Here is a 24905-nt window from a genome sequence, read left to right as displayed (position 1 = left end):
GAATTAGAAATCAAGAACAACTCAATTCTTAATTCTTAATTCTTAATTCTGAATTTTTAATTCAACCAAAGTGGCTTCCAATAACTTCATCGACTACGTCAAAATCAATTGCCGCTCCGGCGCGGGTGGGGCGGGTTCGCACCATTTCTTCCGCGCCAAAGGCCTGCCCAACGGCGGCCCCGACGGCGGCGACGGCGGCCGTGGGGGCCACATCATTCTGGAAGGCAACTCCCAGCTTTGGACGCTGCTGCATCTGCAATACCAGAAGCACCTGATTGCCAAACCCGGCCAGGGCGGCGGCGAAAATCTGCGCACGGGTGCCCAAGGCGACGATATTATCATTCAGGTGCCGCTCGGTACCATTGCCCGCGACGCGGAAACCGGCGAGAAGAAACTGGAAATCACCGAGCACGGCCAGCGCCTCATCCTCACGCCCGGCGGGCGCGGCGGCCTCGGCAACGACCACTTCAAATCCGCTACCAACCAGGCCCCTACCTACGCTCAGCCCGGCGAGCCCGGTATTGATGAGTGGGTGATTCTGGAGTTGAAGCTGCTGGCTGATGTAGGCCTAGTAGGCTTTCCTAATGCTGGCAAAAGCACGCTGCTCTCAGTGGTATCGGCGGCCAAACCCAAGATTGCCGACTACGCCTTCACTACCCTCACGCCCAACCTGGGCGTGGTAGCCTACCGCGACTACAAATCCTTCGTGATGGCCGATATTCCGGGTATTATCGAGGGAGCGGCCGAAGGCAAAGGGCTGGGCACGCGCTTTCTGCGCCACATCGAGCGCAACTCCATCCTGCTGTTTATGATTGCCTGCGACAGCCCGGATATTGCGGCCGAGTACGAGGTGCTGCTCAGCGAGTTAGAGCAATTCAACCCCGAGCTGCTGGAGAAAAACCGCCTGCTGGCCATATCCAAATCCGACATGCTGGACGAAGAATTGGAAGCGGAAATCCGGGAAACGCTGCCCACCGACTTGCCAACCATCTTCATTTCCAGCCTCACCAACAAGAATATCCAGCCCCTCAAGGATATGATTTGGCAGGCGCTGCACGTGGAGGGAGTGGTGTAACTACCACCTGTCTTCCAGCCAGAGCTAACACAGATGCATGGTGCTGGCGAGCAGAAGCAAAAGGCCTGGATAGGTTGCATGTGCTTCGTGCTAAACCCTTAAGCCTCTTATTCAATTTGCGCCAGCTCGTCTGAACTAACTGCCTGGCTTTCCAGGTTTCTGTGCCACAATGGCAGCCGCAACTGCTTTGGCAAGTTCCTTGCCCCCGCGCTTTTGCCCAACGGCCCAATCCAGTGAAAAACCCATTCCGAAGATTCTTCGCAAACATGGCTGACGATAAATATCCAAACCCCGACGAAACGCAATTCGACCAGAACGCTCCTGCTGACCAAGTAGCCGGCGAGCTTCCTGAAGAACCCAGTGCTCCCGAACTTGGGGAAGTGGAAGGCACAGAAGCTGACACGGCAACCGGCTCTAAAGATGGTGCCGAACTGTCTGATTTGAAAGACAAATACTTGCGTCTTGCAGCTGAGTTCGAGAACTATAAGCGCCGCACTACCAAGGAGCGCGCCGACCTGTTCAAGACGGCCAACCAGGAATTGATGGTAGCCTTGCTGCCGGCTCTCGACGACTTCGACCGGGCCCGGCACCATACCAAAGACACCGACGACGCCAACGCCGTACGTGAAAGCATTGAAATTATTTACAACAAGCTCCAGAAAACGCTCAACCAAAAGGGGCTTGCCCCAATGGAAGTGAAGGGTACAGCGTTTGACCCAGAGCTGCACGAGGCCATCACGCAGATTCCGGCCCCGTCGGAAGACCTGAAAGGCAAAATTGTGGACGAGGTGGAGCGCGGCTACTACCTCGGCGACAAGGTAATCCGCCACGCTAAAGTGGTGCTGGGCCTGTAGTATTGAGTAGTGGGTATTAAGTAGTTAGATACTGTTTTACGCTATGCAATACCTGTCTCAATACTCAATACTTACTACTCACTGCTAATCATGGCAACGAAGCGAGATTATTACGAAGTGCTGGGCGTAGCCAAAAACGCGGCGGGCGACGAAATCAAGAAGGCCTACCGCAAGGTAGCCATCAAGTATCACCCCGATAAAAACCCCGACGACCCGACGGCCGAAGACAAGTTCAAGGAAGCTGCCGAGGCCTACGAGGTGTTGTCGGACCAGAACAAGCGCGCCCGCTACGACCAGTACGGCCACCAGGGCATGGGCGGCAACGGCGGCGGCCCTAGCATGGAAGATATCTTCAGCCACTTTGGCGACATCTTCGGTGGGGGTGGCCAGGGCGGCTTCGAGGGCTTCTTTGGCGGCGGTGGCCGCGGACAAGGAGGCAGGCGCGTGCGCAAAGGTTCCAACCTGCGCATCAAGCTGAAACTGGACCTGGAGGAAGTAGCCAACGGCGTCGAGAAGAAAATCAAAGTGAAGCGCTACGTGGCCTGCAACACCTGCTCGGGCACCGGCGCCAAAAACGGCACCGACCTAAAAACCTGCCAGACCTGCCAGGGCCAGGGCCAGGTGAAGCGCGTGGTGAATACCATGCTCGGCCAGATGGTCAGCGCCAGCACGTGCCCTACCTGCGACGGCGAAGGCAAAGTGGTAACCAGCAAGTGCGACGTGTGCCACGGCGAAGGCCGGCAGCTGCACGAAGAGGTTATTCCCATCAATATTCCGGCGGGGGTGGCCGAGGGCATGCAGCTGAGCATGAACGGCAAAGGCAACTACCCCGAGCGGGGCGGCGTGGCCGGCGACCTGCTGATTCAGATAGAAGAGGAGCCGCACGAGCAGCTCAAGCGCGACGGCAACAACATCATGTTTGAGCAGTACATTTCGTTCGTGGATGCTGCCCTTGGCGCTAGTATCGAGGTGCCCACCATTGAAGGCAAAGTGAAAATCAAGGTGGACCCTGGTACGCAGCCGGGCAAAATCCTGCGTTTGCGCGGCAAAGGCATCAAGGACATCAACGGTTACGGCCGCGGCGACCAGCTCATCCACCTCAGCGTCTGGACTCCTAAAAACGTGACGGGGGAAGAGCGGGAGTTGCTGGAAAAGCTGCGCAATGCCCAGAATTTCACCCCGAACCCCGGCAAAAACGAGAAGGGCTTCTTCGAGAAAGTGAAGGAGTACTTCCAGTAAGCCAGAGGCTCGGTAGAGATACTATAGCACACTAAAAAGGCCCGCTTAGCACAATGCTAGGCGGGCCTTTTTAATGTACTATGGCTTAAACGGTTATTGCTTTACTACACGCTTGGCAACGGTGCCTTCGGTGGTGTGCAAGCGCACAGTATATACGCCAGCGGGGTAGCTTGCTAGGTTGATTTGTTGCTTAACACCGCCTTGCTGCACACGAACTGAAAACGTCTGCACAACTTGGCCGAGGGTGTTCAGCACTTCGGCTTGCACTGCGCCTTGCTCACGCAAACCACGCAGGCTGATGGTAGCAGCATCAGTGGTAGGGTTGGGGTGGAGGGTAGCTGTTGCTTCAAAGCCACTGGCCCGGCGGGTACCCAACGTAACGAAATTGCTGTAGGTAGTGACGTATGAATTCACGTACCGATTCAGGGAGGTGTTGTAATCTTGCTCCACGGCGCGCCGGACTTGGTTGGCAGCAGTATAGGAAAGCAACGTTCGGTCGGCACCTACAATAACCCAAGTATTGCTGCTGTTCCAGGATTCATACTGATCCAGAATCAGGTTGCCGAAATTATCATAGGTAGTGGTAATCCGGTCGTCGTTCACCCAAGTGTTGGGAGCCGTGGATTGCTGCTGCACCTCAACGTTGCTGCCGTTGGGCTGGTAGGTTATGGTGCTGCGCTGGTCATCAACCCAAGCCCCACCGACCCACTCCTGGTCTTCCAAATAGCTAGGTAGTAGTTTGCTCCAGTCGTACCATGTGATATTGCGAGTGCGCTCATCGTTTACGTACGCTCCATTGCTCCATTCCTGATAAACCGCCTCGCTCCATTGATTATTGCTGTTGAGCGTGAAGGTGATGCGCCCGTCAGGTTGCCAGGTGTTGTTGTTGATGTTCAACTCCTCGTACACCCGGCTGGTTAGCACGTTGGCCGAGTTGTAGGTGTTTGTGGTGCGGTAGCTGGACTGAGTGGTCCAGGCCGTACCGTTCCAGGTTTGGTAGGTTTCCAGCGTAATGTTGCCTTGGGCGTCGTAGGCGTATTGCTCGCGCTGCTCATTCACGTAAGCTGAGCCAAGCCAACTTTGGTAGGTTGATTCCGTGACCTGATTGCGCAGATTGTAGGTGTATAGCTCTCTGCTCCTAGGCTGGGAAGTGACGGAGTCAGTGTATACAATTTGCGTAGCGTTGGCTCTGGCGTCGTAGGTGTGGGTGCCAATGGTGCCCTCTACCCACCGATTGGTGGTGCTGTTCCAGTCGTGCCCGACACTGCGGCCCGGTACAGTTACCGTAGTGGTAATGCCCCGGTGCGCCGTGCCAGCAGATGCTGCCCTAGGGGAGTGCTGAGGCACGCTGAAGAGCAGTTTAGCGGAATGTGTTGGGCGCTGGTTTTGCGCATGGCTGTCCGGAATTGCAAGCACCAAACCGAATAAGCAGGGGAGTAAAAAGTTTTTCATACTAGAATACGTAAATGATTAGATATGCTAGTTATAGATCATTATGGCTACTCGGTAATAAAACCGGTCAAATGATATGAAAATACCTAGAAGTAGGTATGTCTAACTTGAAGAAAGCACGGCAGTAAAATAAATTCGGCTAGCTGATGTAATGCCAGGCATAGGCTGTCGATATAGAAGGTGAAATTGCTGCCCGCATGAGCCCCGCTGCACCCTCTACTGATTTTGTTGCCGTCGTGAACCAGTACCAGCCGCTGCTACGGCGGGTGTGCCGCCTGTACTGCGCCGACGCCGACGACCGGCAGGACTTATTCCAGGAAGTGGTGCTGCAACTCTGGCGGGCCTGGCCGAAGTACGTGCCCCAGCCCAACGCCAAGCTCAGTACCTGGCTCTACCGCATTGCCCTAAACGTGGCCATCAGCAACCTGCGCCAGCGCACCCGCCGGCCCCAGCCGCTCAGCCTCGATGGGCAGGCGCTGCACCTAGCGCAGGAAACGGAAGCCGCCGGCTACGAACCCGAGGAAATGGCGGCCCTATATACCGCCATCAACCGGCTTTCCGACGTGGATAAGGCCTTTGTGCTGCTCTATTTAGAGGAGCGCACCTACGAGGAAATGGCCGACATCCTCGGCATCACCCAAAACAACGTGCGCGTGAAAATGCACCGCGTGCAAGACAAGATTCGCCAACTACTTACCCGCCCCGCCTGATGGAACTTGATGATTTGCGCCGCCAGTGGCAGCAGTCTGTGCCAGCTGCTGCGCCCCCTGTGCTCGATGCCGCGGCAGTGGCTCGGCTGCTGGCCGTTGGCTCGGCCTCGCCCGTGGCCAAGATGCGCCGCAATGTTTGGGTGGAAATAGGCATAGCCGTCGTGTGCCTGTTCGGATGCGTTGGGGCCGCCATTACCGCCCACGATACCTACTACCTGACGATGGCGGCATGGCTGGGGCTGGTGTGCGCACTCAGTGGGTTGTATTTCCGCCGCAAGCTGCTGTTGTTGCGCAGCCTCGGCGACGCCAGCGGCGGCGCGGTGCGCGAGTATGTGCAGCAGCAGCTCCAGCAGCTACGCAGCTTAGTTGCGCTGTACTACCGTGCTACCATGTGGTCGATACCGGTGTCATTGGGTATTGCTATGCTGTTCATTGGCGGGCGCATTGCGCAGCAGTTTTCCGGCCATAAGCTCTTGGTCGGGCTCGGTATCTTGGGGGCGTGCTGTGCGGTGCTGGGCATTGTAACCTATTGGCTAATGGGCCGATTCACCCGCTGGTACCTGCAACGGCTCTACGGCCAGCACCTCGACCGGCTCGAAGGGCTGTTGCGGGAACTGGAAGAATAAGCAACCCTTCTTAATTTCCTGCTTCACTAGCATAGCAAAACCTCTACATTTAGCTTCCCTTTCCACTCTCACTTTCCAGTTGTGCAACCTATTCTACAAGCAATTGATGTGCACAAGGCCTACGCCGCGCACACGGCCCTCAATGGCGTCAGCCTCGACATTCCGGAGCGCAGTATCTTCGGGCTGCTTGGTCCCAACGGGGCCGGCAAAACGTCCCTCATCCGCATCATCACGCAGATTACCGCCGCCGATTCCGGCGAAATCAGGGTGCGGGGCGAGAAGCTGAACCCCAGGCACATCGGCCAGATTGGTTACCTGCCTGAGGAGCGGGGGCTCTATAAGAAGATGCGAGTAGGGGAGCAGTTGCTGTACCTGGCGCAACTCCGGGGCCTCTCGAAAGCCGATGCCACGCAGCGTATCAAGAGCTGGCTGGACCGGCTGGAGCTGAAGCCCTGGGTGAGCAAAAACGTGGAAGACCTCAGCAAAGGCATGCAGCAGAAGGTGCAGTTTATTGCCACCGTGTTGCACGAGCCCAGCATTATCATTCTGGATGAGCCGTTTTCGGGCTTCGACCCCATCAACGCCAACCTTATCAAAGATGAAATTCTGGCCTTGCGCGAACGGGGAGCCACCATCATCTTCAGCACCCACCGCATGGAATCGGTGGAAGAACTGTGCGACAATATTGCCCTGATCAACCGCGCCCACAAGGTGCTCGATGGCTCGGTGCGCGACATCAAGAACACCTTCAAAACCCAGACCTACGAGGTGGAGGGCCGCGGCCGACTAATGGTCACGCACCCCGATTTTGAAGTGCTGGAGCACAAGGAGCGCGAAAACGGCCACTTCTACGACCGAATCAAGCTGCACGCCGGCACCACGCCCAACGACCTGTTGCGCTACCTGATTGGCACCGTGGAGGTGCACGCTTTCCGGGAGCAGATACCCAGCATCAACGACATTTTCATCCGGCGCGTGCAGGAAACCATGCCCGAAAGCCTTCTGGAAGAAGCTAGGAGCTAGAATACAGAAGGCGGAAGGTGAGGGCATGACTCGCTATGCTCAACTCCTTTCCTCCTGATTTCCAACTTTCACACTCCTGACTTCTAGTTTCTAACCCCTAGCTTCTACTACTTCTCATGGATAAAATCTGGTTGATCGTACAGCGCGAATACCTGACGCGCGTTCGGAAAAAGAGCTTTCTGATTATGTCGTTGCTGGCGCCGCTGCTGCTGGCGGGCACCACCATCGGCATTGCCAAGCTGTCGGGCTCGTCCGATACGGAGGTGGTGGCCGTGCGCGACGAAAGCGGGCAGCAAGTATTGGCCAATCTGGCCGGCAACGACGATGTGCGCTTTGTGCCGGCCGCCGGCAACTCCCTGGCCGAAGCCACGGCGGCTTTCAAAAAAGCCAAGCCCAAGCAACAGGCCCTCCTGTATTTTCCGCCCACTTTCTCCCTCGACAACAGCAAAGGAATTCAGCTGCTGGCCGATGGCAACGTGAGCTTGAAGCGCCAGAACAACATTCGCAAAGCCGTTAATAAAACAGTTGGCGAGTTGAAGATGAAACGGTCGGGCCTCAACCAAACTGTTATTGAAAATCTATCGGCCAACGTGGAGCTGGATGCCGTGGACCTGAGCCAAGTTGGCGGCCGCAAGAACAGCGTGGGCGCTACTACTGGCGCAGCTTACCTGCTCTCGATTCTGGTGTATATGTTCATCTTCATCTATGGCGTGCAGGTGATGCGCGGGGTGAGTGAAGAAAAATCCAGCCGCATTATGGAGGTAATGTTGTCGTCGGTGAAGCCGTTTCAGCTGATGATGGGCAAGATTTTGGGCATTGCGGCCGTGGTGTTCACGCAGTTTGCCTTATGGATTGCGCTGTCGTGGGGGCTCACGACGGTAGCGGCCCCGCTGCTGGCAGATAGCATGAAAAAGTCGCCGCCCGCGGCTGCCGCAGCTGGGGTGCAGGAAGCAGCCAAGGCGCGCGAAACAGCCACGTACGATGCCACTACAGCCACTGCCCCCGAAGCTCCAGCCACTGACGCCGGCCCGCTGGATTTCCTGGACGGTTTGCCTATCGGGTCGATTATCGGAGGCTTCCTGTTCTTCTTTCTAGGCGGCTACCTGCTGTACTCGTCGATGTTTGCCGCCATTGGTGCCGCCGTCGACGACCAGACCGACGCCCAGCAGTTTATGTTTCCGGTTACTATCCCCTTGATTTTAAGCTACATCGTCAGTATCAACGTCATCATCAACGGCGACCCAAATGGACCCTTGGCGTTCTGGCTGTCGATGATTCCGTTTACCTCACCCATTGCCATGGTGATGCGCCTGCCGTTTGGGGTACCCTTGTGGCAACTGTTGCTGTCGGCAGTGCTGCTGGTGGGCGGCTTCATTTTCACTACGTGGGTGGCCAGCCGCATCTACCGCGTGGGCGTGCTGATGTACGGTAAAAAGGTGAACTACCGCGAGTTGTCGCGCTGGATGTTCTACAAAGGCTAGCGCGGCGCAAGCCCCGGTTAGCAGTATGTTTGAAAGCCCTGGTGCCATAAAGTACCGGGGCTTTCTACGTAGAGCCAAAGCCCACTTACAACGATTCCTGCGGCGCAGAGCCTATCTTCGTGCATGCATCCACAACGCGTTCAACCGTTTCTTCGGCCGCTTGCGGTCTGGCTGGTGCTGGTTCTGCTTAGCAGCTTCACCGCGGCCGACAAGCCCGCCTACCGCCTGTTTACGGCCACTGGCAAGCCCGCCGACTACGACAAGATGCTGCGGGAGCTGGCCACAGCCGATGTGGTGTTCTTTGGCGAGCAGCACAATGACCCCATCGGGCACTGGCTGGAATTGCAGCTCACCAACGACCTGGCCCGCCTCAAGCAAGGGCAGTTTGTGCTGGGCCTGGAAATGCTGGAGCGCGACGTGCAGCCCCTGGTAGACCAGTACACCACCGGCGAGCTAGACGACAAAGCCTTCGAGGAGCAAAGCCGCCCCTGGCCCAACTACGCCACCGACTACAAGCCGCTGCTTCAGCTGGCCAAGCAGCAGAAGTTTCGGGTAGTGGGCACCAACGTGCCGCGCCGCTACGCCTCACAGGTAGCCAAAGGCAGCCTCACCGCGCTAAACACCTTGCCCGCCGAAGAAAAAGCCTGGATAGTGCCGTTGCCCATTACCGTTGACTACGAGCTGCCCGGCTACAAGAACATGGCCAAGATGTTCGGCGGCGACGCGGCCCATGCGGCGGGCGTGCAGAACATCATTCAGGCGCAAGCGCTGAAAGATGCCACGATGGCCCATTTTCTCAACCAGGCCCGCCTCGACGGCCAGCTGTTGCTGCACCTCAATGGCAGCTACCATTCCGACAACCACGACGGTATTCTGGCCTACTTGCGTCAGCTCAACCCGAAGCTAAAGGTGCTGACAGTAAGCACGGTGTCGCAGGAGAACGTGAACAAGCTGGACAAGGATAATCAGCAGAAAGCTGATTTCGTGTTGGCCGTGCCCGCCGACATGACCAAAACCTATTAGTGGTTGAATCTGGCTAGGGGAGTGACTGCCCGCGGCCATCCACCCGAAGCGCCAGCCGGCTCCCTACCACGGAGCGAAATTGCGCCCCCCGGTTTACTATTACGCCAGTTTTTTGCTACCCAGACACGTTTCGTCGTGCAGCATGATGAGGCATTCAACTTCGGGAAGAACGTAGCCGCTGCCGTATTCACCCACCCATTCGCACACTGAAAACGCCTCACTTCGAGCAGTGTACTGCTGCTCCCATTCTTGTTGTTGTACTTGCTGCTCGGCCGTATCATACGGGAAAGGGTGCGTCGGCCGCATCCAGCCGATGCGCCAGGGCTTCGGGCTCAGCCGGGCGCGGTAGCAGTCCTGCATCTGGCACAGGCGCACGTAGATTGAGTCGGTGCGCAGTGCCGCAAACACTTCCTGCGCCTGCGGGCTGTTAGGGTCTAGCAGTTGGTGCGTAACGATGAGCCGAAAGCCCAAACGGGTGCGGTAAAGCCGAAAATTCCAGTCGGGGTACAGGTGCAGCCAAGCTGCCAAACGCAGCTGCACTTGTGCAAGCAGCTCTGGAGGCAAGAGTGAAGGTAGCGGCGAGACGGGCGGTGGTGTACTGAAAAGATTGCGAAGGAATCCGCTTAGGCTGAATGGCTTGCTTGGTGCTGGTTCCGGTTTGGGCTGCAAGTTCTGGTTGTCCACGTCCAGGATCATGAGGCGCGGGGCATTCAGGACGATGCTGCCATAACGGTTGCGGGTGAGGGCACCTAGCAGGTTGCCTTGCTTATCATGAATGCGTTGCACCAGTTGTTCGCGCAAAGGAGTAGCGCCGGTGGGGTACTCTCCCAACCTTTCGTCGGCGAGTAAGCGGGCGTAGCGCTCCTGAAGCAGCTGCTCAGCAGATGTTTGAGCCGCCGCTTGGCTAGTGTCGCTGCCCGCGTACGATATGAGTGAATAGGCGTTGCCATCGGCGTCGTGGCAATTAAGCGTGGCGCGGGCCCAGTAGGAGTATAGCTGCATAGTAAAAATAAGAAAAGCCAATGTAGCTTATTGGCTCTACTTTAGGCCCCGTAAAAGCAGCTTCCACCAACCACACCGCTATGATTTCCACTCAGAACCACGCTGGTCTGCCCGACAATAAAGCGCTGCAACGCCTGTGCAAGGCGCTAGCGGTGCTGGATGCCATCAATTCGCCGGAACCCGAGTACCGCTACTATTCCTATGATGCCACTTGGGACGTAGGGGAGGAGTTTTTCGAGATGAACGACGGCGAAGGTGACCAAATGCTGGTACTGTTCCGGCCGGAGGGCTGCGTGATAAACGGCTATGCCGATGGCTTGGAGCAGCCCGAAAAATCGCGCATCACCCGCGGTTTGCCCGAGGTGTTCGATGAATTTGTGTTCGGCGAGCCGGTCAGTTCTATCGGTACCACGTTTTGCCTCTGGCACACGCTGCGCTACGGCTGGCAAACCGGCCCTCTCGATAATGAGGACGACGGCTCAGAAGACCTGCTCGATATCTTCGACGGCAACCCCGACACCTACGCCGAGTGGGCCAACGAATATTACCTCGACGAAACCGAGCGGGAACCCATCGAAACCGAAGCCGTAGCCAGCATCTACCGTCATGAGCCGCTTACGAAGGCTTTGGCCTTGTCCATCAACAGCGAGCTGGACGACTGGACCGCACTGGAAGTGGACTTGCAAGCCATCGGCTACCCCTACGATTTCAGCTAGCTTCCATGCTGTTCCGTGAAGCCAACCTCTCGGATATTCCCGCCCTGTTCGAGGTGCGGTACGCTGTGACGGAAAACGTGCTGCGTAACCGGGCCCTGGTAACCACCGAAAATACCGCCGACTACCTGACCCGCCGCGGCAAAGGCTGGCTGTGCGAAATGCAAGGGCAGGTGGTTGGGTTTGCCATTGCCGATTCGCATGACCACAGCATCTGGGCGCTGTTCGTACGGCCTGAGTGCGTGGGGTACGGCATTGGTAGGCAGCTGCACCACCTGATGCTGGCGTGGTACTTCGCGCAAACCTCGGAAACGGTGTCACTCAGCACTGCCCCCAGCACCCGCGCCGAAGAGTTCTACCGCCGCCAAGGCTGGCAGGAAACCGGCCGCACCAGCAGCGGCGAGGTGCGGTTCGAAATGACGCAAGAGCAGTGGAAAGAGGGTTTTAACGACGTCTGATATATAGCTGTACTGGTATGCGCCTTCGTTGTGGTTTTTGGCTGTTCTTGCTGTTAAGCTGCTGGCTGAATGTTGCGGCGCAATCAACAGCCCCCTCCTTCACGGTAGTACCGCTGGGCGTGAAAGGTGGGCTGGCAGAAAACAACCTGTCCGCCTACCTGGTGGCGCCAGCTGGTTCTACCAGGTATGTGTGTCTGGATGCGGGTACGGTGTATAGCGGCGTGGAAAAGGCCGTGGCCAACAAGGTGTTTGCCGCGCCAGCCGGTGACGTAGTACGCATCAACATCAAGGCCTACCTTATTTCACACGCTCACCTCGACCATGTGGCCGGCCTGCTGCTCAACGCCCCCGACGATACGCCCAAGAGCATCTACGGCCTTGAAAATTGTCTGACCACCATCCAGAACGACTACTTCAACTGGCAGGCCTGGCCCAACTTCGGCAACGGCGGCAACCCGCCAGCCTTAGGCAAATACCATTTGCGGACGTTAGTGCCCCAGCAGGAAGCGGCCATTGAAAATACGCCGCTTTGGGTGCAGGCATTTCCGCTCAGCCACGGCAAGCCCTACCAAAGCGCGGCGTTTCTGGTGCGCCACCAAAACAGCTACCTCCTCTACCTCGGCGACACCGGCGCCGATGCCGTGGAGCAGAGCCACAACCTGTACGCGGTATGGCAAGCGGTGCAGCCGCTGGTGAAAGCTCGCCAACTCAAAGCCATTTTCATCGAAGCCTCTTACCCCAACGAACAGCCAGAGAAACAGTTATTCGGCCACCTGACGCCCACTTGGCTGATGACGGAAATGCAGGCGCTAAGTCAGCTGACAGGGCCAGCGGCCCTGCGTGGGTTGCCGGTGGTTGTCACCCACATCAAGCCCACACCCGGCAACGAAGCCACCATCAAAAAGCAACTCCAGGAAGCCAACAAGCTGCAACTGAAGCTGGTATTTCCGGAGCAAGGACAGCCGCTGAAATTCTAAATTCTAGGTGTACATTCAGCCTCAACCACATTTATTTCCCACTATCTATCAGAGTATGAAAAAACAGTTTCTCTTACTAGCCTTCGGACTCGTGCTTGCTGGCACTGCTGTTGCGCAAACGTACCAAGCACCCACTGGCTACACCCTGAAAGCTGCGGAAGATTATGCCCGCTATAATGCGCAGGTTATAGAAGCAGTCAATTGGCTGGAAGCTACCCCGCCTACCAAAGAGGCAGCACAGCGCCAGCCAACAAACCAGTTTCTGATGCAGTGGATGACGGGTACGCCGGCTGTTTCAGTGCAGCTACAGGAGTATACAGCAGAAATAACGGCTAAAGACCCCAACTTACTGATGTTGTTTCTGGGTGGCTGGTCGCGCTACCAACTCCAGCATCCTGAAACCAAAGATGCCGTGTTGTTGAATACCGAAGCCGTAAAAACCGTTTTAAAAGGCTATCAAGCCGGAGGCTATAAACGCAACAAAAAAATAGAGTCGCTCATCGCTCTGAACGATAAAGGCACACTAACTGACTGGGTGAAAGCCCAGATGAAATCCAAGGGATAAGTCGATGCAGTAGACATACAAAAAGCCCCTGCCAACTACTTGGCAAGGGCTTTTTGTATAAAATAAGCTGACCGTTACTACGACGAGAATGAGGAGCCGCAGCCGCAGGTGCTCTTGGCCTGGGGGTTGTTGAAGACGAAACCGCGGGCATTCAGGCCGTCCTGAAAGTCAACTTCCATGCCTAGCACATACATAGCGTGCTTTTTATCCATGATGAGCAGCACGCCATCAAGGTCGAAAACTTCATCCTGCTCTTTAGGCTTGTCGAAGCCGAGTAGGTAGCTCATACCCGAGCAGCCACCACCCTGCACACCTACGCGCAGGCCGTATTCGCCGGGAACGTTCTTTTCAACTAAAATATTCCGCACCTCTTCCAGCGCGCGGGGCGTGAGGCTGATAGGAGCAAGTTTGGTGGAAACGGCGGTTGCCATAGTGTGTTCTGATTTAGGGAAGTAAGGCCGTAAAGATACAAAGCCAGACAATAGTGTGAAGCGTTGACTATTCCAAGGAGTATCCTTGCAAAGGCCTCCGCTGACTACAACAGTGTAGAGGTGGCTGCGGTTCACGGTGTATCTTTGGCGGTAGAAAAATCGTGCCAGCTTGCCCAAAAGCCCGCATGCAGCGCCTGCGCCGCTTTGCTACGCCCCAACCATCGGCGGCTCCGGGTCGTAGCTTTCACCATACCCTACTTTCCAGTTCGTAACCTCTGCTGATGGATACCACCGCTTACCTCTTCGATTTGCTTAAGATTATTTTGCCGGCACTCCTTGTGGCCGGTTCCATTTTCTACCTGATTCGGCAGTACCTAGAGAAAGAGCAACAGCGCCGCCTGATTGAGTTGCGCCTGGAAGCCACCAAAACCACGCTGCCGCTACGGTTGCAGGCGTTGGAGCGCGTTACGCTGCTGTTGGAGCGCATCACGCCCAATAACATGCTTGTCCGGCTGGGCAGCGCCGGCCAAACCGCCCCCGACTATCACCGGCTGCTGCTGCAGGAAATCCGGGCCGAGTATGAGCACAATCTGTCGCAGCAGCTCTACATGAACCCCGACACCTGGGCCGAAGTAAAAACGGCCAAAGAACACATCCTCACCGTTATTAATAAGTCGTATCAGGGGCTTGCGCAGCCCCAGCAGGCGCGCGGCACCGAACTGGCCAAGCGCATTCTCGAAACGCTGATTAACGAGGAAGTAGAGCCTACCGAACGCGCATTGGATGCCGTAAAGCGAGAAGCGGCCGGTCTGTTCTAAGTTCGTTTTTCGTTATCGGTTTTTCGTTGTTCGACAGCATTACCAGTTCTTTACGTGTAGTAGCCCGATGGCAAAAACCCGGATTGCAATAGATATGGATGAGGTAATTGCCGATTCTATAGCTCGGTTTCAGGAGTGGTATGGCCTTGACTTTCAAATCGCAATTACCCTGGAACAGCTGCAAGGCAAAAATGCCTATGAGGTGGTAGCGCCCGAGCACCAGGCCGCGTTGCGGGAGTACCCGAACCGGCCCGGCTTTTTCAAGGATTTGCCCATTATGGCTGATAGCCAGCGCGTGTTGAGCGAAATGGCGCAGCGCTACGAGTTGTTCATTGCCACGGCCGCCATGGAGTTTCCCAACTCGTTTCTCGACAAATACAACTGGCTGCAACAGCACTTCCGCTTCATTCCGTGGCGCAACTACGTGTTCTGCGGCGACAAAAGCATCCTCAACGCCGACTACCTCATCGACGACAACGCCTTCAACTTCGACAACTTTCGGGGCGAGGGTATCCTGTTCAATGCCCCGCACAACGTACACGAAACCCGCTACCGCCGGGTGCACAGCTGGCTGGAAATAGGGGAGATATTTCTGTAATTCGTTTTTCGTCTGCTGGTTACAAAAAGCCGAATAACGAAAAACCAACGACGAAAAACGAAGCTTACACCGCCGCTAATTGCGCATCAATGGCGCGCTGGTAGCAGGCTTCGTAGCGCGGTACTATTTTATCGGTGGCGAAGGTTTCGGCATGGGCGCGGGCGGCGGCTTTGAACCGGGGCAGGTTCTCGTCTTCCAGCACGTAGAGGGCATTTTTCACCATATCCTCTACGTCGCCCACGTTGCTTACCATGCCGGTGATGCCGTGCTCGTTTAGCTCCGGAATGCCGCCGGCGTTGGTGCTGATAACCGGGACCTCGCACGACATGGCTTCCAAAGCCGCCAAGCCGAAGCTTTCCTTTTCCGAAGGCATCAAAAACAAATCCGACACGCTGAGCACTTCCTCCACGGCTTCCAGCTTGCCCAGAAACCGCACATCATTGCTGGAGAGGCCTAAGTCGCGGCAGATTTTCTCGATGCGGGGCCGGTCCGGTCCATCGCCGACGAGCAGGAGCTTGGCGGGTATCTGCTTGCGCACCCCATCGAAAATATGCACCACATCTTCCACCCGTTTCACCGAGCGGAAGTTGGAGGTGTGGATGAGCAGCTTCTCGCCATCGGGAGCAATGGCGGCCTTGAAGTGGCTTTTGTCCTGCTTCTTGAACCGGTCGAGGTTGATGAAGTTCGGAATCACCTCAATGTCCTTCTCAATGGCGAAGTACTCGTAGGTTTCCTTGCGCAAGTCGGCCGAAACCGCCGTTACGCCATCCGACTGGTTGATGCTGAACGTTACCACGGGCTCGTAGCTGGCATCTTTGCCCACCAGCGTAATGTCGGTGCCGTGCAGCGTGGTAATTACGGGTACCCGGATGCCTTTGGTAATCAGAATCTGCTTGGCCATGTAGGCGGCCGAGGCGTGCGGAATGGCGTAGTGCACGTGCAGCACGTCCAGCTTCTCGTTCTGCACAATGTCCACCATCTTGCTGGCCAACGCCAGCTCGTAGGGCGGGAACTGAAACAGCGGATACGGCGGAATATATACTTCGTGGTAAAACAGGTTCTCGTTGAAGAAATCGAGGCGAACCGGCTGGCTGTAGGTGATGAAATGGACGCGGTGACCTTTGAGGGCCAGGGCTTTACCAAGTTCGGTGGCTACGACGCCGGAGCCGCCGAAGGTAGGGTAACAGACGATGCCGATATTCATGAGAGGGGGAGAGGGGAATTGCGAAGGCAATTTGTTGTTCCGACGCCGGAGGAATCTGAATGGATTTGTTGAACGTTTACCAGATTCCTCCGGCGTCGGAATGACAGCTTGTACCAGGGAAGACAACAAAATAAAAATTGGCGGCAAGCACCCCGGTTGGATGCCTTACCGCCAATTGCAGGTCAAGGAACAGACAGCGTGAAACAACAAATCATGACTTGATGAGTGACTTGTAGATGACGTCGTGGATGCGGGTGCGAATGTTGTACTGACGCAGCTTGTTGTTGCCGGCATCGGGGTACACACGGTTGGAAAGAAAGATGTAGAGGATTTTGTTTTCGGGGTCCATCCAAACGCAGGTGCCGGTGAAGCCGGTGTGGCCAAATGTGCTGGCCGGCGAGAGGTTGGACGTCGGGCCTTCGGGCTTGCTTGGGTCGCCATGGTCCCAGCCCAGGCCGTGCCGGTTGCCGGCTACCGTGCTACGCGCAAACTCGGCTACTACGGGAGCCTGGAAGTAGTTGCGCCCACCGTAACGGCCATTTTGCAGGTTCATCTGCATCAGAATCGCCAGGTCGTTGGCATTAGCAAATAAACCCGCGTGGCCGCCTACGCCGCCAATCATGGCCGCGGTCTGGTCGTGCACGGTGCCTTGCAGCTGGGCACGGCGGTAATACGTGTCGTTTTCGGTGGGCGCAATGCACGACTGCGGAAACTTAGCCAGCGGGTTGTAAGTCATGGTGCCCAGTCCCAGTGGCTTGTAGAACTGCTGATCCAGGAAGTTTTCCAGCGGCTGGTTGAGCAGCTTCTCGGCCACACGCTTCAGAATGATGAAGCTCAGGTCGGAATACTCCACCGGATACTTGCCTTTCACTTTCGGCAGCAAGCCGGAACGCTGCACCCAGGTCCACACCGAATCTTCGGCGGTTTGCACGCTGAACAGAGTAGGGGTCACCTCATTCGGGAAGCCGGCCTCGGCAGTGCTGGCGTAGAATGTGGGCTTGGGGCCGGTTTTGGTGATGGTCTTCTCCCAGGTTGGGATGCCCGCTTTCAGGCCAGCCTGGTGCAGCAGCACCTCCCGCACGGTCATGTCGCGCTTGTTGGTGCTTTTCAACTCCGGCAGGTACGCCGCTACTTTGCTGTCCAGGTTCAGGGTGCCCTGGTCTTTGAGGTACATAATGGCCTGCAAGGTGCCCGCCACTTTCGTCACGGAAGCCAGGTCGTAGAGCGTACTGGCATTCACGGGCTGCGACTTGTCGTAGGTGCAGTAGCCGTAGCTTTTGTCGAACACCACCGCGCCGTCTTTAGCTACCAGCACCTGGCAGCCGGGAGCCGCCGCATACGCCACCGATTCCAGCGCCACGTTGTCGATTTGCGCCAGGATTTTCGAATCCAGCCCTTCGCTTTCCGGCGTGGCGTAGCGCAGGCGGCGCAAGTCGGGCGTGGGCAGGCCCGTCCCGATTTTTAGCTCGGGCGTCACGGTTACGGGCAGGCGGCCCTTGGCGGGTAGTGCCCCAAACAGAATCTGCGGTACTACCAGCTGTGCGGCGTACGTGTCTTCGTAGCCACACACCAGCGTCCGGGCGCTGGCTAGGTGTTTCAGGGAGTAGGCGTTGCCCATAGCCACCACCACTGTTTTAATTTTCGGGTTGGCTTGCAGCTCTTTAATGAACTTCAGCGCCCCGTCGCCAATACCGTAGTTGTGGGTGGGTGTGTTGTTCATATTATGCAGCGTCACGACCACCGTATTGTAGGGGGCAAGGCGCGGCAGAATTCGGGCAAACGTAGAGTCGGGGGCGTAGCGGTTGGGCACCGGGTACACCGGACCGTTCTGGTACTTGCCCATAATCTCGCCCAGCGTGCTGCCGGTAGCCGCGCCAATGGTAACGGTGGCAACGCGCAGCGTGTCGAGGCGCACGAAGGGCAGGAGGTCGTCTTCGTTTTTAACGACGGTGGTGGCGTGCTCGAATATCTCCTGGGCCACCGTGCGGCTTTGCGGCCGGTTGAGGCTGGTCATCAGGTTGGGCACATCAATGGGCTGCCGGCGGTTCAGGCCCGCCCAGAACTTGGCCCGCAGAATCTTGCGAATCCGCTGGTCCACGTCGTCCTGCATAATCGAGCCGGCCGCAAGGGCTTCCTTGATTTTGGCGAGGGCCACCGGCACATCCTCCGAAAACAGCAGCACGTCGTTGCCGGCCAGTAAGGCCAAAGCATCCAGCTCGCCGGGCTTGTAGAGGTTGGCCACGCTTTTCATGTTCAGCGCATCGGTGAACACCAGCCCCTTGTAGTTCATCTTCTCTTTCAGCAGCCCCGTTACGAGGTTGCGCGAAATGGTGGCACTGGTGGAGCGCACCGTATCGAAAAGCGGCATGTAGAGGTGCCCCACCATCACGCCCATCACCCCCGACTGAAACGCCTGCTGAAACGGGTACAGGTCCATGTTGGTGAGGTGGGCCAGGTCGGAGTTGATAACCGGCAGCGCCACGTGCGAATCCACGTCGGTGTCGCCGTGGCCGGGGAAGTGCTTGGCTACGGCCACAATGCCGTGGTCTTGCAGCCCGCGCACGTACTGCACGCCGCGTTTGGCTACCTGCTCTTTGTCCTCGCCGAACGAGCGGTTACCAATAACCGGGTTGTCGGGGTTGGAGTTGATGTCCATCACCGGCGAAAAGCTGACGTGCACACCCAGCGTTTTCATCTTCAGGGCAATTTCGCGGCCCATCTGGTAGATGTACTGGTCGTCGTCCATGGCGCCCAGCGTCATCTGCTTGGCAAAGTGCATGCTCGAATCAAGGCGCATGTCCAGGCCCCATTCGGCGTCCAGCGCAATCAGCAGCGGCACTTTGGCGGCGGCTTGGTAGCGGTTGGTGAGGATAGCCTGCCGGCGCGGGCCGCCCTGCAAAAACATCAGCCCGCCGATGTGCTGGTTGCGCACCAGATTCTCGATGCTTTGGGCGTGGCGCTTGTCTTTGTTGGAGTACGCGGCCACCATAAACAGCTGGCCCAGGCGCTGGTCGGGCGTGAGCGAATTGAACACGCTGTCCACCCAGTTTTGCTCGGCCACCGACCGGGGGCGGGCCGCATCTTCGTAGGGCACTGCCGATGTAATGAGTAGACCCGTCGCGGCCAAGAGCAGCAGTAAGAGTCTAATCCGAAAATCCTTGAGCATCGGCTCCCGTAGTAATGGCTGGCGTGACAGGTAAGGTTGAAAGCAAGCGGAATTCGCCCTACTTTTGCTTGAATCCGTGAGGGAAAAGAAGGGCCGGCCGGATAGTCCGGCGGTCGGTAGTACGGATCCGCGGCATCCTTTCGTTCAACTCTTTCTAAACGTTGTTTCGGGGTTCCGAGCAGCGCTTCACACACGAATGTTGGCCGCAAACTTACGGATATTTTTTGGTGGCCGGATGCACAAGCGCCGCCGGAATGCAACGGTTCAGCCACTTAACGTGTTCATTTTCACCTTTCGTATCTTGTTTTTCTTTCTGGCATGGCCGACATAATTCAGCTGCTTCCCGAATACTTGGCCAACCAGATTGCCGCTGGCGAAGTGGTGCAGCGCCCGGCCTCGGCGGTGAAGGAATTGCTGGAAAACGCCGTTGACGCGGGCGCTACGCAGGTGCAGCTCATCATCAAAGACGCCGGCAAGCAGCTGGTGCAGGTGGTAGACAATGGCGCCGGCATGAGCCCAACCGATGCCCGCATGAGCCTGGAGCGCCACGCCACCAGCAAGATCCGCACCACCGACGACCTATTTCGTATCCGTACCCTCGGCTTCCGGGGCGAGGCGCTGGCCTCCATTGCCGCCGTGGCCCAGGTGGAGCTGCGCACCAAGCCCCGCGACCAGGACACCGGCACGCTGTTGCTGGTGGAAGGCTCCCAGATTACCAGCCAGCAGCCCGTAGCCTGCCCCGACGGCACCAGCATCAGCGTGAAGAACTTGTTCTTCAACGTGCCGGCCCGCCGCAACTTCCTCAAGAGCAACGCCGTGGAGATGCGGCATATCTTGGATGAGTTTCAGCACATTGCGCTGGCCAACCCGCAAATTGCCTTTTCGCTGTTCCAGAACGACCTGGAGGTGTTCAATCTGCCGGCCGGCAAGCTGGGGCAGCGCATCGTGAGCTTGCTCGGCAACGGCTACAAAGAGCAGCTGGCGGCCTGCGAAGAAGTGACGCCGTTTATTGCGGTGCGCGGCTTCATTGGCAAACCCGAGTCGGCCAAGAAAAGCCGCGGCGACCAGTTTTTCTTCGTCAATAACCGCTTTATCCGCTCGGCCTACCTCAATCACGCCGTACTAACGGCCTATGAGGGCTTGTTGCCCAAGGATACTTTCCCGTTCTACGTGCTGTTCCTGGAACTCGATCCGAAGTCCATCGACATCAACGTGCATCCCACCAAAACCGAAATCAAGTTCGAGGACGAAAAGACCGTGTACGCCATTGTGCGCGCCGCCGTCAAGCAAAGCCTGGGCTTGCACAATATGGCCCCGTCCCTGGATTTTGAAGGCGACGTGAACTTTGCGCCCATCCAGCCACTGCGCCTTTCCGGTGACCAGAAAAGCTCGTTCGATGCCGCCAACTTCCGGCCCGACGCGCTGGCCTCGGCGGCTTCGGCCGCGGCCCAGCCTACGCCGCGGGAGCCGCGCAGCAACTCGGGCAGTACCGGCCGTTCCGACGCCTACGAGCGGCAGGTGCCACCACGCCCCACCGACCAGGCCAAGCGCGAACTGGAAGAGTTCTACAGGTCGTTGAGTGAGCTGAACGTGCCCGACGTAGAGCGCGAAGCCACGGCCATTGGTGTGCCGGTGCCGTCGGCGGCGGCCTTGGAGGCCGCGCAGGCCGCGGCAGAAATGCCCGCTGTGCCGCAACCACCGGTTACGCCAGTAGTTCAGACCACGCCGCCCACGCCCCAGCTGCCGTTGCGCGACGCCAGCGCCGGCGTCGGGAGCAAGGTGTTGCAGTTGCACCAGCAGTACCTGTTGGTGCCCGTAAAGTCGGGGCTGATGCTGATTGACCAGGCTGCCGCGCGGGAGCGGATTCTGTACGAGCAGTACGCCCAGGAGTTGCAGCGCGAAACCGGTACTTCCCAAACGCTGCTCTTCCCACGCACCGTCACGTTTTCGCCCCAGGATTTTGCAGTGCTCCGCGAAGTGGAAGAAGCTCTGCGGGCTTTGGGTTTCCGCTTCACCGATTTCGGCAAGCACACCATTGCCGTGGAAGGCATACCGGCCGATGTGCCTGCCCGCGACGAGAAAGAGCTACTCGAAGGCCTCATCGAGCAGTTCCGCAACTCGGCCGGTCCCGTGAAGCTGGAGCGCCGCGAGCAGATGGCCCGCGCCCTAGCCCGCCGGGTAGCCTCCACGGCCGCCACCGCCCGCCTCTCCGATACCGAAATGACCGCCCTCGTAGACCGGCTTTTTGCCTGCCAAGTGCCTGGCTACACGCCCGACGGCCGCCGCACGCTGGTTATGCTGGAAATGAATCAGCTGCAATCCTTTTTCACCAGTTAAGGCGCGCCAACCAAGCAGGTTTTCGTTGGTTTGCAGTTCGTACGAAACTTATGATAGCGCAGAAGCGCGCAAGTTTACGGCTTGGCGTCAGCTGGCGCGTCGAAATCTTCCTATTCAGCGTATGGCAGATTAACCCTTTTGCAACCTCTTTCACCAGCGCAACTTCGCGATTCATGTTCCGACTTACTCCCACCGTCCGCGTCCTGCTCATCATCAACGTACTGGTGTTTTTCTTGCAAACCCAGTTTGGGGCACAAGTAGACGTTCTCGGCGCTTTATACCCGTTCAGTTCCATCTATTTCAAGCCGTGGCAGTTTGTAACCTACATGTTTATGCATAGTGGCTTCGGGCACTTATTGTCCAACATGCTGGGCCTCGTGTTTATTGGCGCTTCGCTGGAAGATGTGTGGGGGCCGAAACGCTTCCTGACGTTCTGGCTGATTTGTGGTATTGGGGCAGGAGTGCTGTATCAAGGTGTGCGCACTTATGAGATTCACCAGATGAATGTGGACCGAATAGAATTTCGGGAAAATCCTTCGGGTATTGCCTTCGTTGACTTCTTCAGTAAGCATTTTCCTGCTTATGAGCAGGCAGCTAAGTCGATGGGCGTTTCGCTGGATCGTAATCCGGGAAATGCTTCTATGATAGACCAAGCCGCTGATGCTATTGATGATGCTTATAGCAGCGTTCAAACCAGCCCTAATTCCGGCATGTTGGGAGCTTCGGGCGCTTTATTCGGGGTGTTATTTGCCTTTGGATTTCTGTTTCCTCAAAGCACGCTTATCATTTTCCCAATTCCGGTGCCTATTAAGGCCTGGTTATTTGTATTTCTATACACTGCCTATGAGCTATACGCCGGACTTCACCAAACGCCCGGCGACAATGTGGCGCACTTCGCGCATTTGGGCGGAATGTTGATTGGGTTTATCGTGTTGAAAATCTGGCAACGGAATGGCACGCATTATGGTTGATATAGAAACCATTGTTCAGGTGCTCGGCTCCTGAAGTGCCGCGCTACCCAAGCGCAGTTCCTGCCTGGCTTCAGGCTTCGTTTTCTGTCTAAGCTTCCTCCTTTATGAGTTTCATTGATGACATTCGCACTGCTTTCAGCCGCCGCGACAACGCCCTGAATCAGCTGCTGCTGATTAACGCGCTGGTGTTTGTGGCGCTGATTCTGTTTGGGGCGGTCATGTTTGTAAGCACCGGCTCTAGCAACCACGGGATAGTGTTGGAGTGGATTGCCGTTCCCTCGGAACCGATGCGCTTGCTCACCCGCCCCTGGACCCTGCTAACCTATAGTTTCACCCACATAGCCTTCTTTCACATTCTGTTCAACCTGCTGAACCTGTACTGGTTTGGGTCCTTGGTGCGAGAATATCTTGGCGACCGAAAGCTGGTGAGTATCTATGTATTGGGGGCGTTGGCTGGCGTGGTGCTGTATCTACTGGCATTCAACTTGTTGCCAGTATTCAAAGGCCAGCCTTCTGTACTGTATGGGGCTTCGGCTAGTGTGGTGGCTATTATTGTAGCCGCCGCTACGCTGCTGCCCGACTACACGTTCAGCATCATCCTGATTGGGCCGGTCAAAATCAAATACATTGCTGCCGTAGTAGTGCTGGTTTCGGTGGCAAGTCTTGATAGAGGTAATGCCGGCGGCGAAATTGCTCACCTAGGTGGTGCACTGCTGGGCTTCCTATATATCAAGCAGCTCCAGGCCGGCCGTGACCTGGGCACCCCCGTACAAGTCGTCGGCGACTGGGTGGGTGGGCTGCTCTCGGGGCGGCCCCGCCTGCGGGTAACGCACCGGGGCGGCAGCGCTCCGGCTCCCAAAAAAGGCACTATGCCCAAGCCCGAGCAGAACGACATCGACACGATTCTCGACAAGATTTCCCGCTCCGGCTACGAAAGCCTCTCCAAAGACGAAAAGCAGAAGCTGTTCCGCGCCAGCCAGAAGTAGGAACACGGATTTTGCAGACGATTCACTGGTTGCTAAAGATTACCAGTAGGGAGCGGGGCTTGTCCCCGCCCGTTGGTGCACGACAGTGGCAGAGCAGCCCCAATAATAGGCGGAGGCAAGCCCCATGCCTACACATTTTTCACCTCGTAGTGGGTATAGCTTCAACTAAAACGGCCACTCTGCATGTGCAGAGTGGCCGTTTTAGTTGAAGCTAAAATCCGGAACTAAGCTGAGGCTTTGCTCATGGTGTCCAGGGCGTCCATCACTTCTTTCACGTGGCCGCGCGAGGTTTCCAGCAGGGCTTTTTCCTCGTCGTTGAGTTGCAACTCGATTACCTTCTCAATGCCGTTTTTGCCGAGAATAACCGGAGCGCCCAAATACACGCCGTTGATGCCGTATTCGCCTTGCAGCTCTAGGCACACGGGGAATACGCGGCGCTGGTCGCGCACAATGGCTTCTACCATTTGCGCGGCGGCGGCGCCTGGTGCATACCAAGCCGAAGTGCCCATCAATTTCACCAGCTCACCGCCACCAACGGCCGTGCGCTGCACAATGGCGTCCAGCTCAGCTTTGCCAATCAGCTCGGTTACCGGGATACCGCCCACGGTGGTGTAGCGGGGGAGGGGTACCATGGTGTCGCCGTGGCCACCCATGAGTACGGCCTGAATGTCTTTGGGGCTCACGTTCAGGGCTTCAGCCAGGAACGCGCGGTAACGGGCGGTGTCGAGGATGCCGGCCATGCCAAATACCTTCTCGCGGGGCAGGCCCGAAGTGAGGTGCGCCTGGTAAGTCATTACGTCGAGCGGGTTGCTCACTACGATGATGATGGCGTTGGGCGAGTGTTTTACCACTTGCTCGGTTACCGTTTTCACGATGCCCGCGTTAGTTGAAATCAGGTCGTCGCGGCTCATGCCGGGCTTGCGGGGCAGGCCCGACGTAATTACCACCACTTCCGAATCTGCGGTGCGGCTGTAGTCGCCGGTAACGCCTACGGTGCGGGAGTCGTAGCCAATGATGGGTGACTTCTGCCAGATATCCAGAGATTTGCCTTCGGCGAAACCTTCTTTGATGTCAACCAGAACAATTTCATTGGCGATTTCGCGGGTGGCTAATACATCGGCGCAGGTTGCGCCCACGTTGCCAGCCCCAACTACGGTAACTTTCATCGGGTGATGGGTTGGGTTTACGGATTGGGT

At 57.1% G+C, this 24905-nt stretch carries 23 protein-coding genes; 17 read left to right on the top strand and 6 right to left on the bottom strand.

Going from position 1 to position 24905, the window contains the following annotated elements; translation table 11 throughout:
• Nucleotides 1–70: 70 nt before the first annotated feature.
• The 3 genes from obgE to dnaJ all read left to right on the top strand — a co-directional run bounded on the left by obgE (nt 71) and on the right by dnaJ (nt 3168).
• Nucleotides 71–1075 carry a GTPase ObgE gene (gene obgE / locus J0X19_RS05290; protein WP_206982178.1) on the top strand — a complete coding sequence of 335 codons (1005 nt, stop codon included), beginning with the start codon at nt 71–73 and terminating at the stop codon, nt 1073–1075.
• A gap of 266 nt (nt 1076–1341) precedes the next feature.
• Nucleotides 1342–1929 carry a nucleotide exchange factor GrpE gene (locus J0X19_RS05285; protein WP_206982176.1) on the top strand — a complete coding sequence of 196 codons (588 nt, stop codon included), beginning with the start codon at nt 1342–1344 and terminating at the stop codon, nt 1927–1929.
• A 90-nt stretch (nt 1930–2019) separates the two neighbouring features.
• Nucleotides 2020–3168: a molecular chaperone DnaJ gene (gene dnaJ / locus J0X19_RS05280; RefSeq protein ID WP_206982174.1), complete on the top strand. Its 1149-nt coding sequence runs from the start codon at nt 2020–2022 to the stop codon at nt 3166–3168.
• A 93-nt stretch (nt 3169–3261) separates the two neighbouring features.
• On the opposite strand, the gene J0X19_RS05275 is transcribed toward dnaJ, so the two are convergent.
• Complete coding sequence (locus J0X19_RS05275; protein WP_206982172.1) at nt 3262–4515, bottom strand: T9SS type A sorting domain-containing protein; 1254 nt, start codon at nt 4513–4515, stop codon at nt 3262–3264.
• A 302-nt stretch (nt 4516–4817) separates the two neighbouring features.
• On the opposite strand from J0X19_RS05275, the gene J0X19_RS05270 reads away from it, so the two are divergent.
• The 5 genes from J0X19_RS05270 to J0X19_RS05250 all read left to right on the top strand — a co-directional run bounded on the left by J0X19_RS05270 (nt 4818) and on the right by J0X19_RS05250 (nt 9483).
• The gene (locus tag J0X19_RS05270; RefSeq protein WP_206982164.1) at nt 4818–5330 is read left to right on the top strand and encodes an RNA polymerase sigma factor; all 513 of its coding nucleotides are present in this window, start codon (nt 4818–4820) and stop codon (nt 5328–5330) included.
• Nucleotides 5330–5956, top strand: coding sequence for a hypothetical protein (locus tag J0X19_RS05265; protein ID WP_206982162.1), 627 nt, complete (start codon nt 5330–5332; stop codon nt 5954–5956). The genes J0X19_RS05270 and J0X19_RS05265 overlap by 1 nt, the downstream gene beginning before the upstream one ends.
• 81 nt (nt 5957–6037) lie before the next feature.
• Nucleotides 6038–6979, top strand: a complete 942-nt coding sequence (locus tag J0X19_RS05260) for an ABC transporter ATP-binding protein (protein WP_206982160.1) — start codon at nt 6038–6040, stop codon at nt 6977–6979.
• A gap of 116 nt (nt 6980–7095) precedes the next feature.
• Nucleotides 7096–8460 (top strand): ABC transporter permease, encoded by a 1365-nt coding sequence (locus J0X19_RS05255; protein ID WP_206982151.1) that lies wholly within the window; start codon nt 7096–7098, stop codon nt 8458–8460.
• A 174-nt stretch (nt 8461–8634) separates the two neighbouring features.
• Nucleotides 8635–9483, top strand: coding sequence for a ChaN family lipoprotein (locus tag J0X19_RS05250; RefSeq protein WP_317194751.1), 849 nt, complete (start codon nt 8635–8637; stop codon nt 9481–9483).
• 99 nt (nt 9484–9582) lie between these two features.
• Here the strand turns inward: J0X19_RS05250 and J0X19_RS05245 are convergent, their stop codons facing one another.
• On the bottom strand, nt 9583–10485 hold the full coding sequence (locus J0X19_RS05245; protein WP_206982147.1) for a hypothetical protein: 903 nt from the start codon (nt 10483–10485) through the stop codon (nt 9583–9585).
• Nucleotides 10486–10565: 80 nt separating this feature from the next.
• On the opposite strand from J0X19_RS05245, the gene J0X19_RS05240 reads away from it, so the two are divergent.
• From J0X19_RS05240 to J0X19_RS05225, 4 genes are read left to right on the top strand one after another with little or no spacing between them, the layout of a single operon-like run.
• Nucleotides 10566–11201: a hypothetical protein gene (locus J0X19_RS05240; RefSeq protein ID WP_206982145.1), complete on the top strand. Its 636-nt coding sequence runs from the start codon at nt 10566–10568 to the stop codon at nt 11199–11201.
• 5 nt (nt 11202–11206) lie between these two features.
• Nucleotides 11207–11656, top strand: a complete 450-nt coding sequence (locus J0X19_RS05235; RefSeq protein ID WP_206982143.1) for a GNAT family N-acetyltransferase — start codon at nt 11207–11209, stop codon at nt 11654–11656.
• A 17-nt stretch (nt 11657–11673) separates the two neighbouring features.
• A complete protein-coding gene (locus tag J0X19_RS05230) occupies nt 11674–12633 on the top strand; it encodes an MBL fold metallo-hydrolase (protein ID WP_206982141.1) in 960 nt (319 codons plus the stop codon).
• Between the two features lie 55 nt (nt 12634–12688).
• Nucleotides 12689–13198 (top strand): hypothetical protein, encoded by a 510-nt coding sequence (locus J0X19_RS05225; RefSeq protein ID WP_206982139.1) that lies wholly within the window; start codon nt 12689–12691, stop codon nt 13196–13198.
• A 77-nt stretch (nt 13199–13275) separates the two neighbouring features.
• Here J0X19_RS05225 and J0X19_RS05220 read toward each other — a convergent pair whose 3' ends face one another.
• A complete protein-coding gene (locus tag J0X19_RS05220) occupies nt 13276–13629 on the bottom strand; it encodes a HesB/IscA family protein (protein ID WP_022823954.1) in 354 nt (117 codons plus the stop codon).
• Nucleotides 13630–13910: 281 nt separating this feature from the next.
• Here J0X19_RS05220 and J0X19_RS05215 point away from each other — a divergent pair, with 281 nt between their 5' ends.
• Both J0X19_RS05215 and J0X19_RS05210 read left to right on the top strand, forming a co-directional pair.
• Nucleotides 13911–14447 carry a DUF7935 family protein gene (locus J0X19_RS05215; protein WP_206982137.1) on the top strand — a complete coding sequence of 179 codons (537 nt, stop codon included), beginning with the start codon at nt 13911–13913 and terminating at the stop codon, nt 14445–14447.
• A gap of 67 nt (nt 14448–14514) precedes the next feature.
• Nucleotides 14515–15045 carry a 5' nucleotidase, NT5C type gene (locus tag J0X19_RS05210; RefSeq protein WP_206982135.1) on the top strand — a complete coding sequence of 177 codons (531 nt, stop codon included), beginning with the start codon at nt 14515–14517 and terminating at the stop codon, nt 15043–15045.
• A gap of 64 nt (nt 15046–15109) precedes the next feature.
• Here J0X19_RS05210 and bshA read toward each other — a convergent pair whose 3' ends face one another.
• A complete protein-coding gene (gene bshA / locus J0X19_RS05205; RefSeq protein WP_206982133.1) occupies nt 15110–16249 on the bottom strand; it encodes an N-acetyl-alpha-D-glucosaminyl L-malate synthase BshA in 1140 nt (379 codons plus the stop codon).
• 211 nt (nt 16250–16460) lie between these two features.
• Nucleotides 16461–19415, bottom strand: coding sequence for a glycoside hydrolase family 3 N-terminal domain-containing protein (locus tag J0X19_RS05200; protein ID WP_206982131.1), 2955 nt, complete (start codon nt 19413–19415; stop codon nt 16461–16463).
• A 318-nt stretch (nt 19416–19733) separates the two neighbouring features.
• Between J0X19_RS05200 and mutL the strand changes: the two genes are divergently transcribed.
• From mutL to J0X19_RS05185, 3 genes are all read left to right on the top strand, one after another.
• A complete protein-coding gene (gene mutL / locus J0X19_RS05195) occupies nt 19734–21752 on the top strand; it encodes a DNA mismatch repair endonuclease MutL (RefSeq protein ID WP_206982130.1) in 2019 nt (672 codons plus the stop codon).
• 173 nt (nt 21753–21925) lie between these two features.
• Entirely contained in the window at nt 21926–22723 is a 798-nt protein-coding gene (locus J0X19_RS05190) for a rhomboid family intramembrane serine protease (RefSeq protein ID WP_206982128.1), read from the top strand.
• A 104-nt stretch (nt 22724–22827) separates the two neighbouring features.
• Nucleotides 22828–23709 carry a rhomboid family intramembrane serine protease gene (locus tag J0X19_RS05185; protein WP_206982120.1) on the top strand — a complete coding sequence of 294 codons (882 nt, stop codon included), beginning with the start codon at nt 22828–22830 and terminating at the stop codon, nt 23707–23709.
• A gap of 224 nt (nt 23710–23933) precedes the next feature.
• Here the strand turns inward: J0X19_RS05185 and mdh are convergent, their stop codons facing one another.
• Nucleotides 23934–24875, bottom strand: coding sequence for a malate dehydrogenase (gene mdh / locus J0X19_RS05180; RefSeq protein WP_206982114.1), 942 nt, complete (start codon nt 24873–24875; stop codon nt 23934–23936).
• Nucleotides 24876–24905 lie beyond the last annotated feature (30 nt).

The organism is Hymenobacter telluris (assembly GCF_017313265.1).
Lineage (GTDB): Bacteria > Bacteroidota > Bacteroidia > Cytophagales > Hymenobacteraceae > Hymenobacter > Hymenobacter telluris.
This window is presented reverse-complemented; position numbering and strand designations above follow the sequence as displayed.

Coding starts and splice junctions, on each gene's coding strand:
- J0X19_RS05245 (WP_206982147.1), bottom strand. CDS start 10,485: ATGCAGCTATACTCCTACTGGGCCCGCGCCACGCTTAATTGCCACGAC.
- J0X19_RS05240 (WP_206982145.1), top strand. CDS start 10,566: ATGATTTCCACTCAGAACCACGCTGGTCTGCCCGACAATAAAGCGCTG.
- J0X19_RS05230 (WP_206982141.1), top strand. CDS start 11,674: ATGCGCCTTCGTTGTGGTTTTTGGCTGTTCTTGCTGTTAAGCTGCTGG.
- mdh (WP_206982114.1), bottom strand. CDS start 24,875: ATGAAAGTTACCGTAGTTGGGGCTGGCAACGTGGGCGCAACCTGCGCC.
- J0X19_RS05270 (WP_206982164.1), top strand. CDS start 4,818: ATGAGCCCCGCTGCACCCTCTACTGATTTTGTTGCCGTCGTGAACCAG.
- mutL (WP_206982130.1), top strand. CDS start 19,734: ATGGCCGACATAATTCAGCTGCTTCCCGAATACTTGGCCAACCAGATT.
- J0X19_RS05200 (WP_206982131.1), bottom strand. CDS start 19,415: ATGCTCAAGGATTTTCGGATTAGACTCTTACTGCTGCTCTTGGCCGCG.
- J0X19_RS05210 (WP_206982135.1), top strand. CDS start 14,515: ATGGCAAAAACCCGGATTGCAATAGATATGGATGAGGTAATTGCCGAT.
- J0X19_RS05215 (WP_206982137.1), top strand. CDS start 13,911: ATGGATACCACCGCTTACCTCTTCGATTTGCTTAAGATTATTTTGCCG.
- J0X19_RS05235 (WP_206982143.1), top strand. CDS start 11,207: ATGCTGTTCCGTGAAGCCAACCTCTCGGATATTCCCGCCCTGTTCGAG.
- dnaJ (WP_206982174.1), top strand. CDS start 2,020: ATGGCAACGAAGCGAGATTATTACGAAGTGCTGGGCGTAGCCAAAAAC.
- J0X19_RS05190 (WP_206982128.1), top strand. CDS start 21,926: ATGTTCCGACTTACTCCCACCGTCCGCGTCCTGCTCATCATCAACGTA.
- J0X19_RS05265 (WP_206982162.1), top strand. CDS start 5,330: ATGGAACTTGATGATTTGCGCCGCCAGTGGCAGCAGTCTGTGCCAGCT.
- J0X19_RS05185 (WP_206982120.1), top strand. CDS start 22,828: ATGAGTTTCATTGATGACATTCGCACTGCTTTCAGCCGCCGCGACAAC.
- J0X19_RS05285 (WP_206982176.1), top strand. CDS start 1,342: ATGGCTGACGATAAATATCCAAACCCCGACGAAACGCAATTCGACCAG.
- J0X19_RS05255 (WP_206982151.1), top strand. CDS start 7,096: ATGGATAAAATCTGGTTGATCGTACAGCGCGAATACCTGACGCGCGTT.
- bshA (WP_206982133.1), bottom strand. CDS start 16,249: ATGAATATCGGCATCGTCTGTTACCCTACCTTCGGCGGCTCCGGCGTC.
- J0X19_RS05225 (WP_206982139.1), top strand. CDS start 12,689: ATGAAAAAACAGTTTCTCTTACTAGCCTTCGGACTCGTGCTTGCTGGC.
- J0X19_RS05220 (WP_022823954.1), bottom strand. CDS start 13,629: ATGGCAACCGCCGTTTCCACCAAACTTGCTCCTATCAGCCTCACGCCC.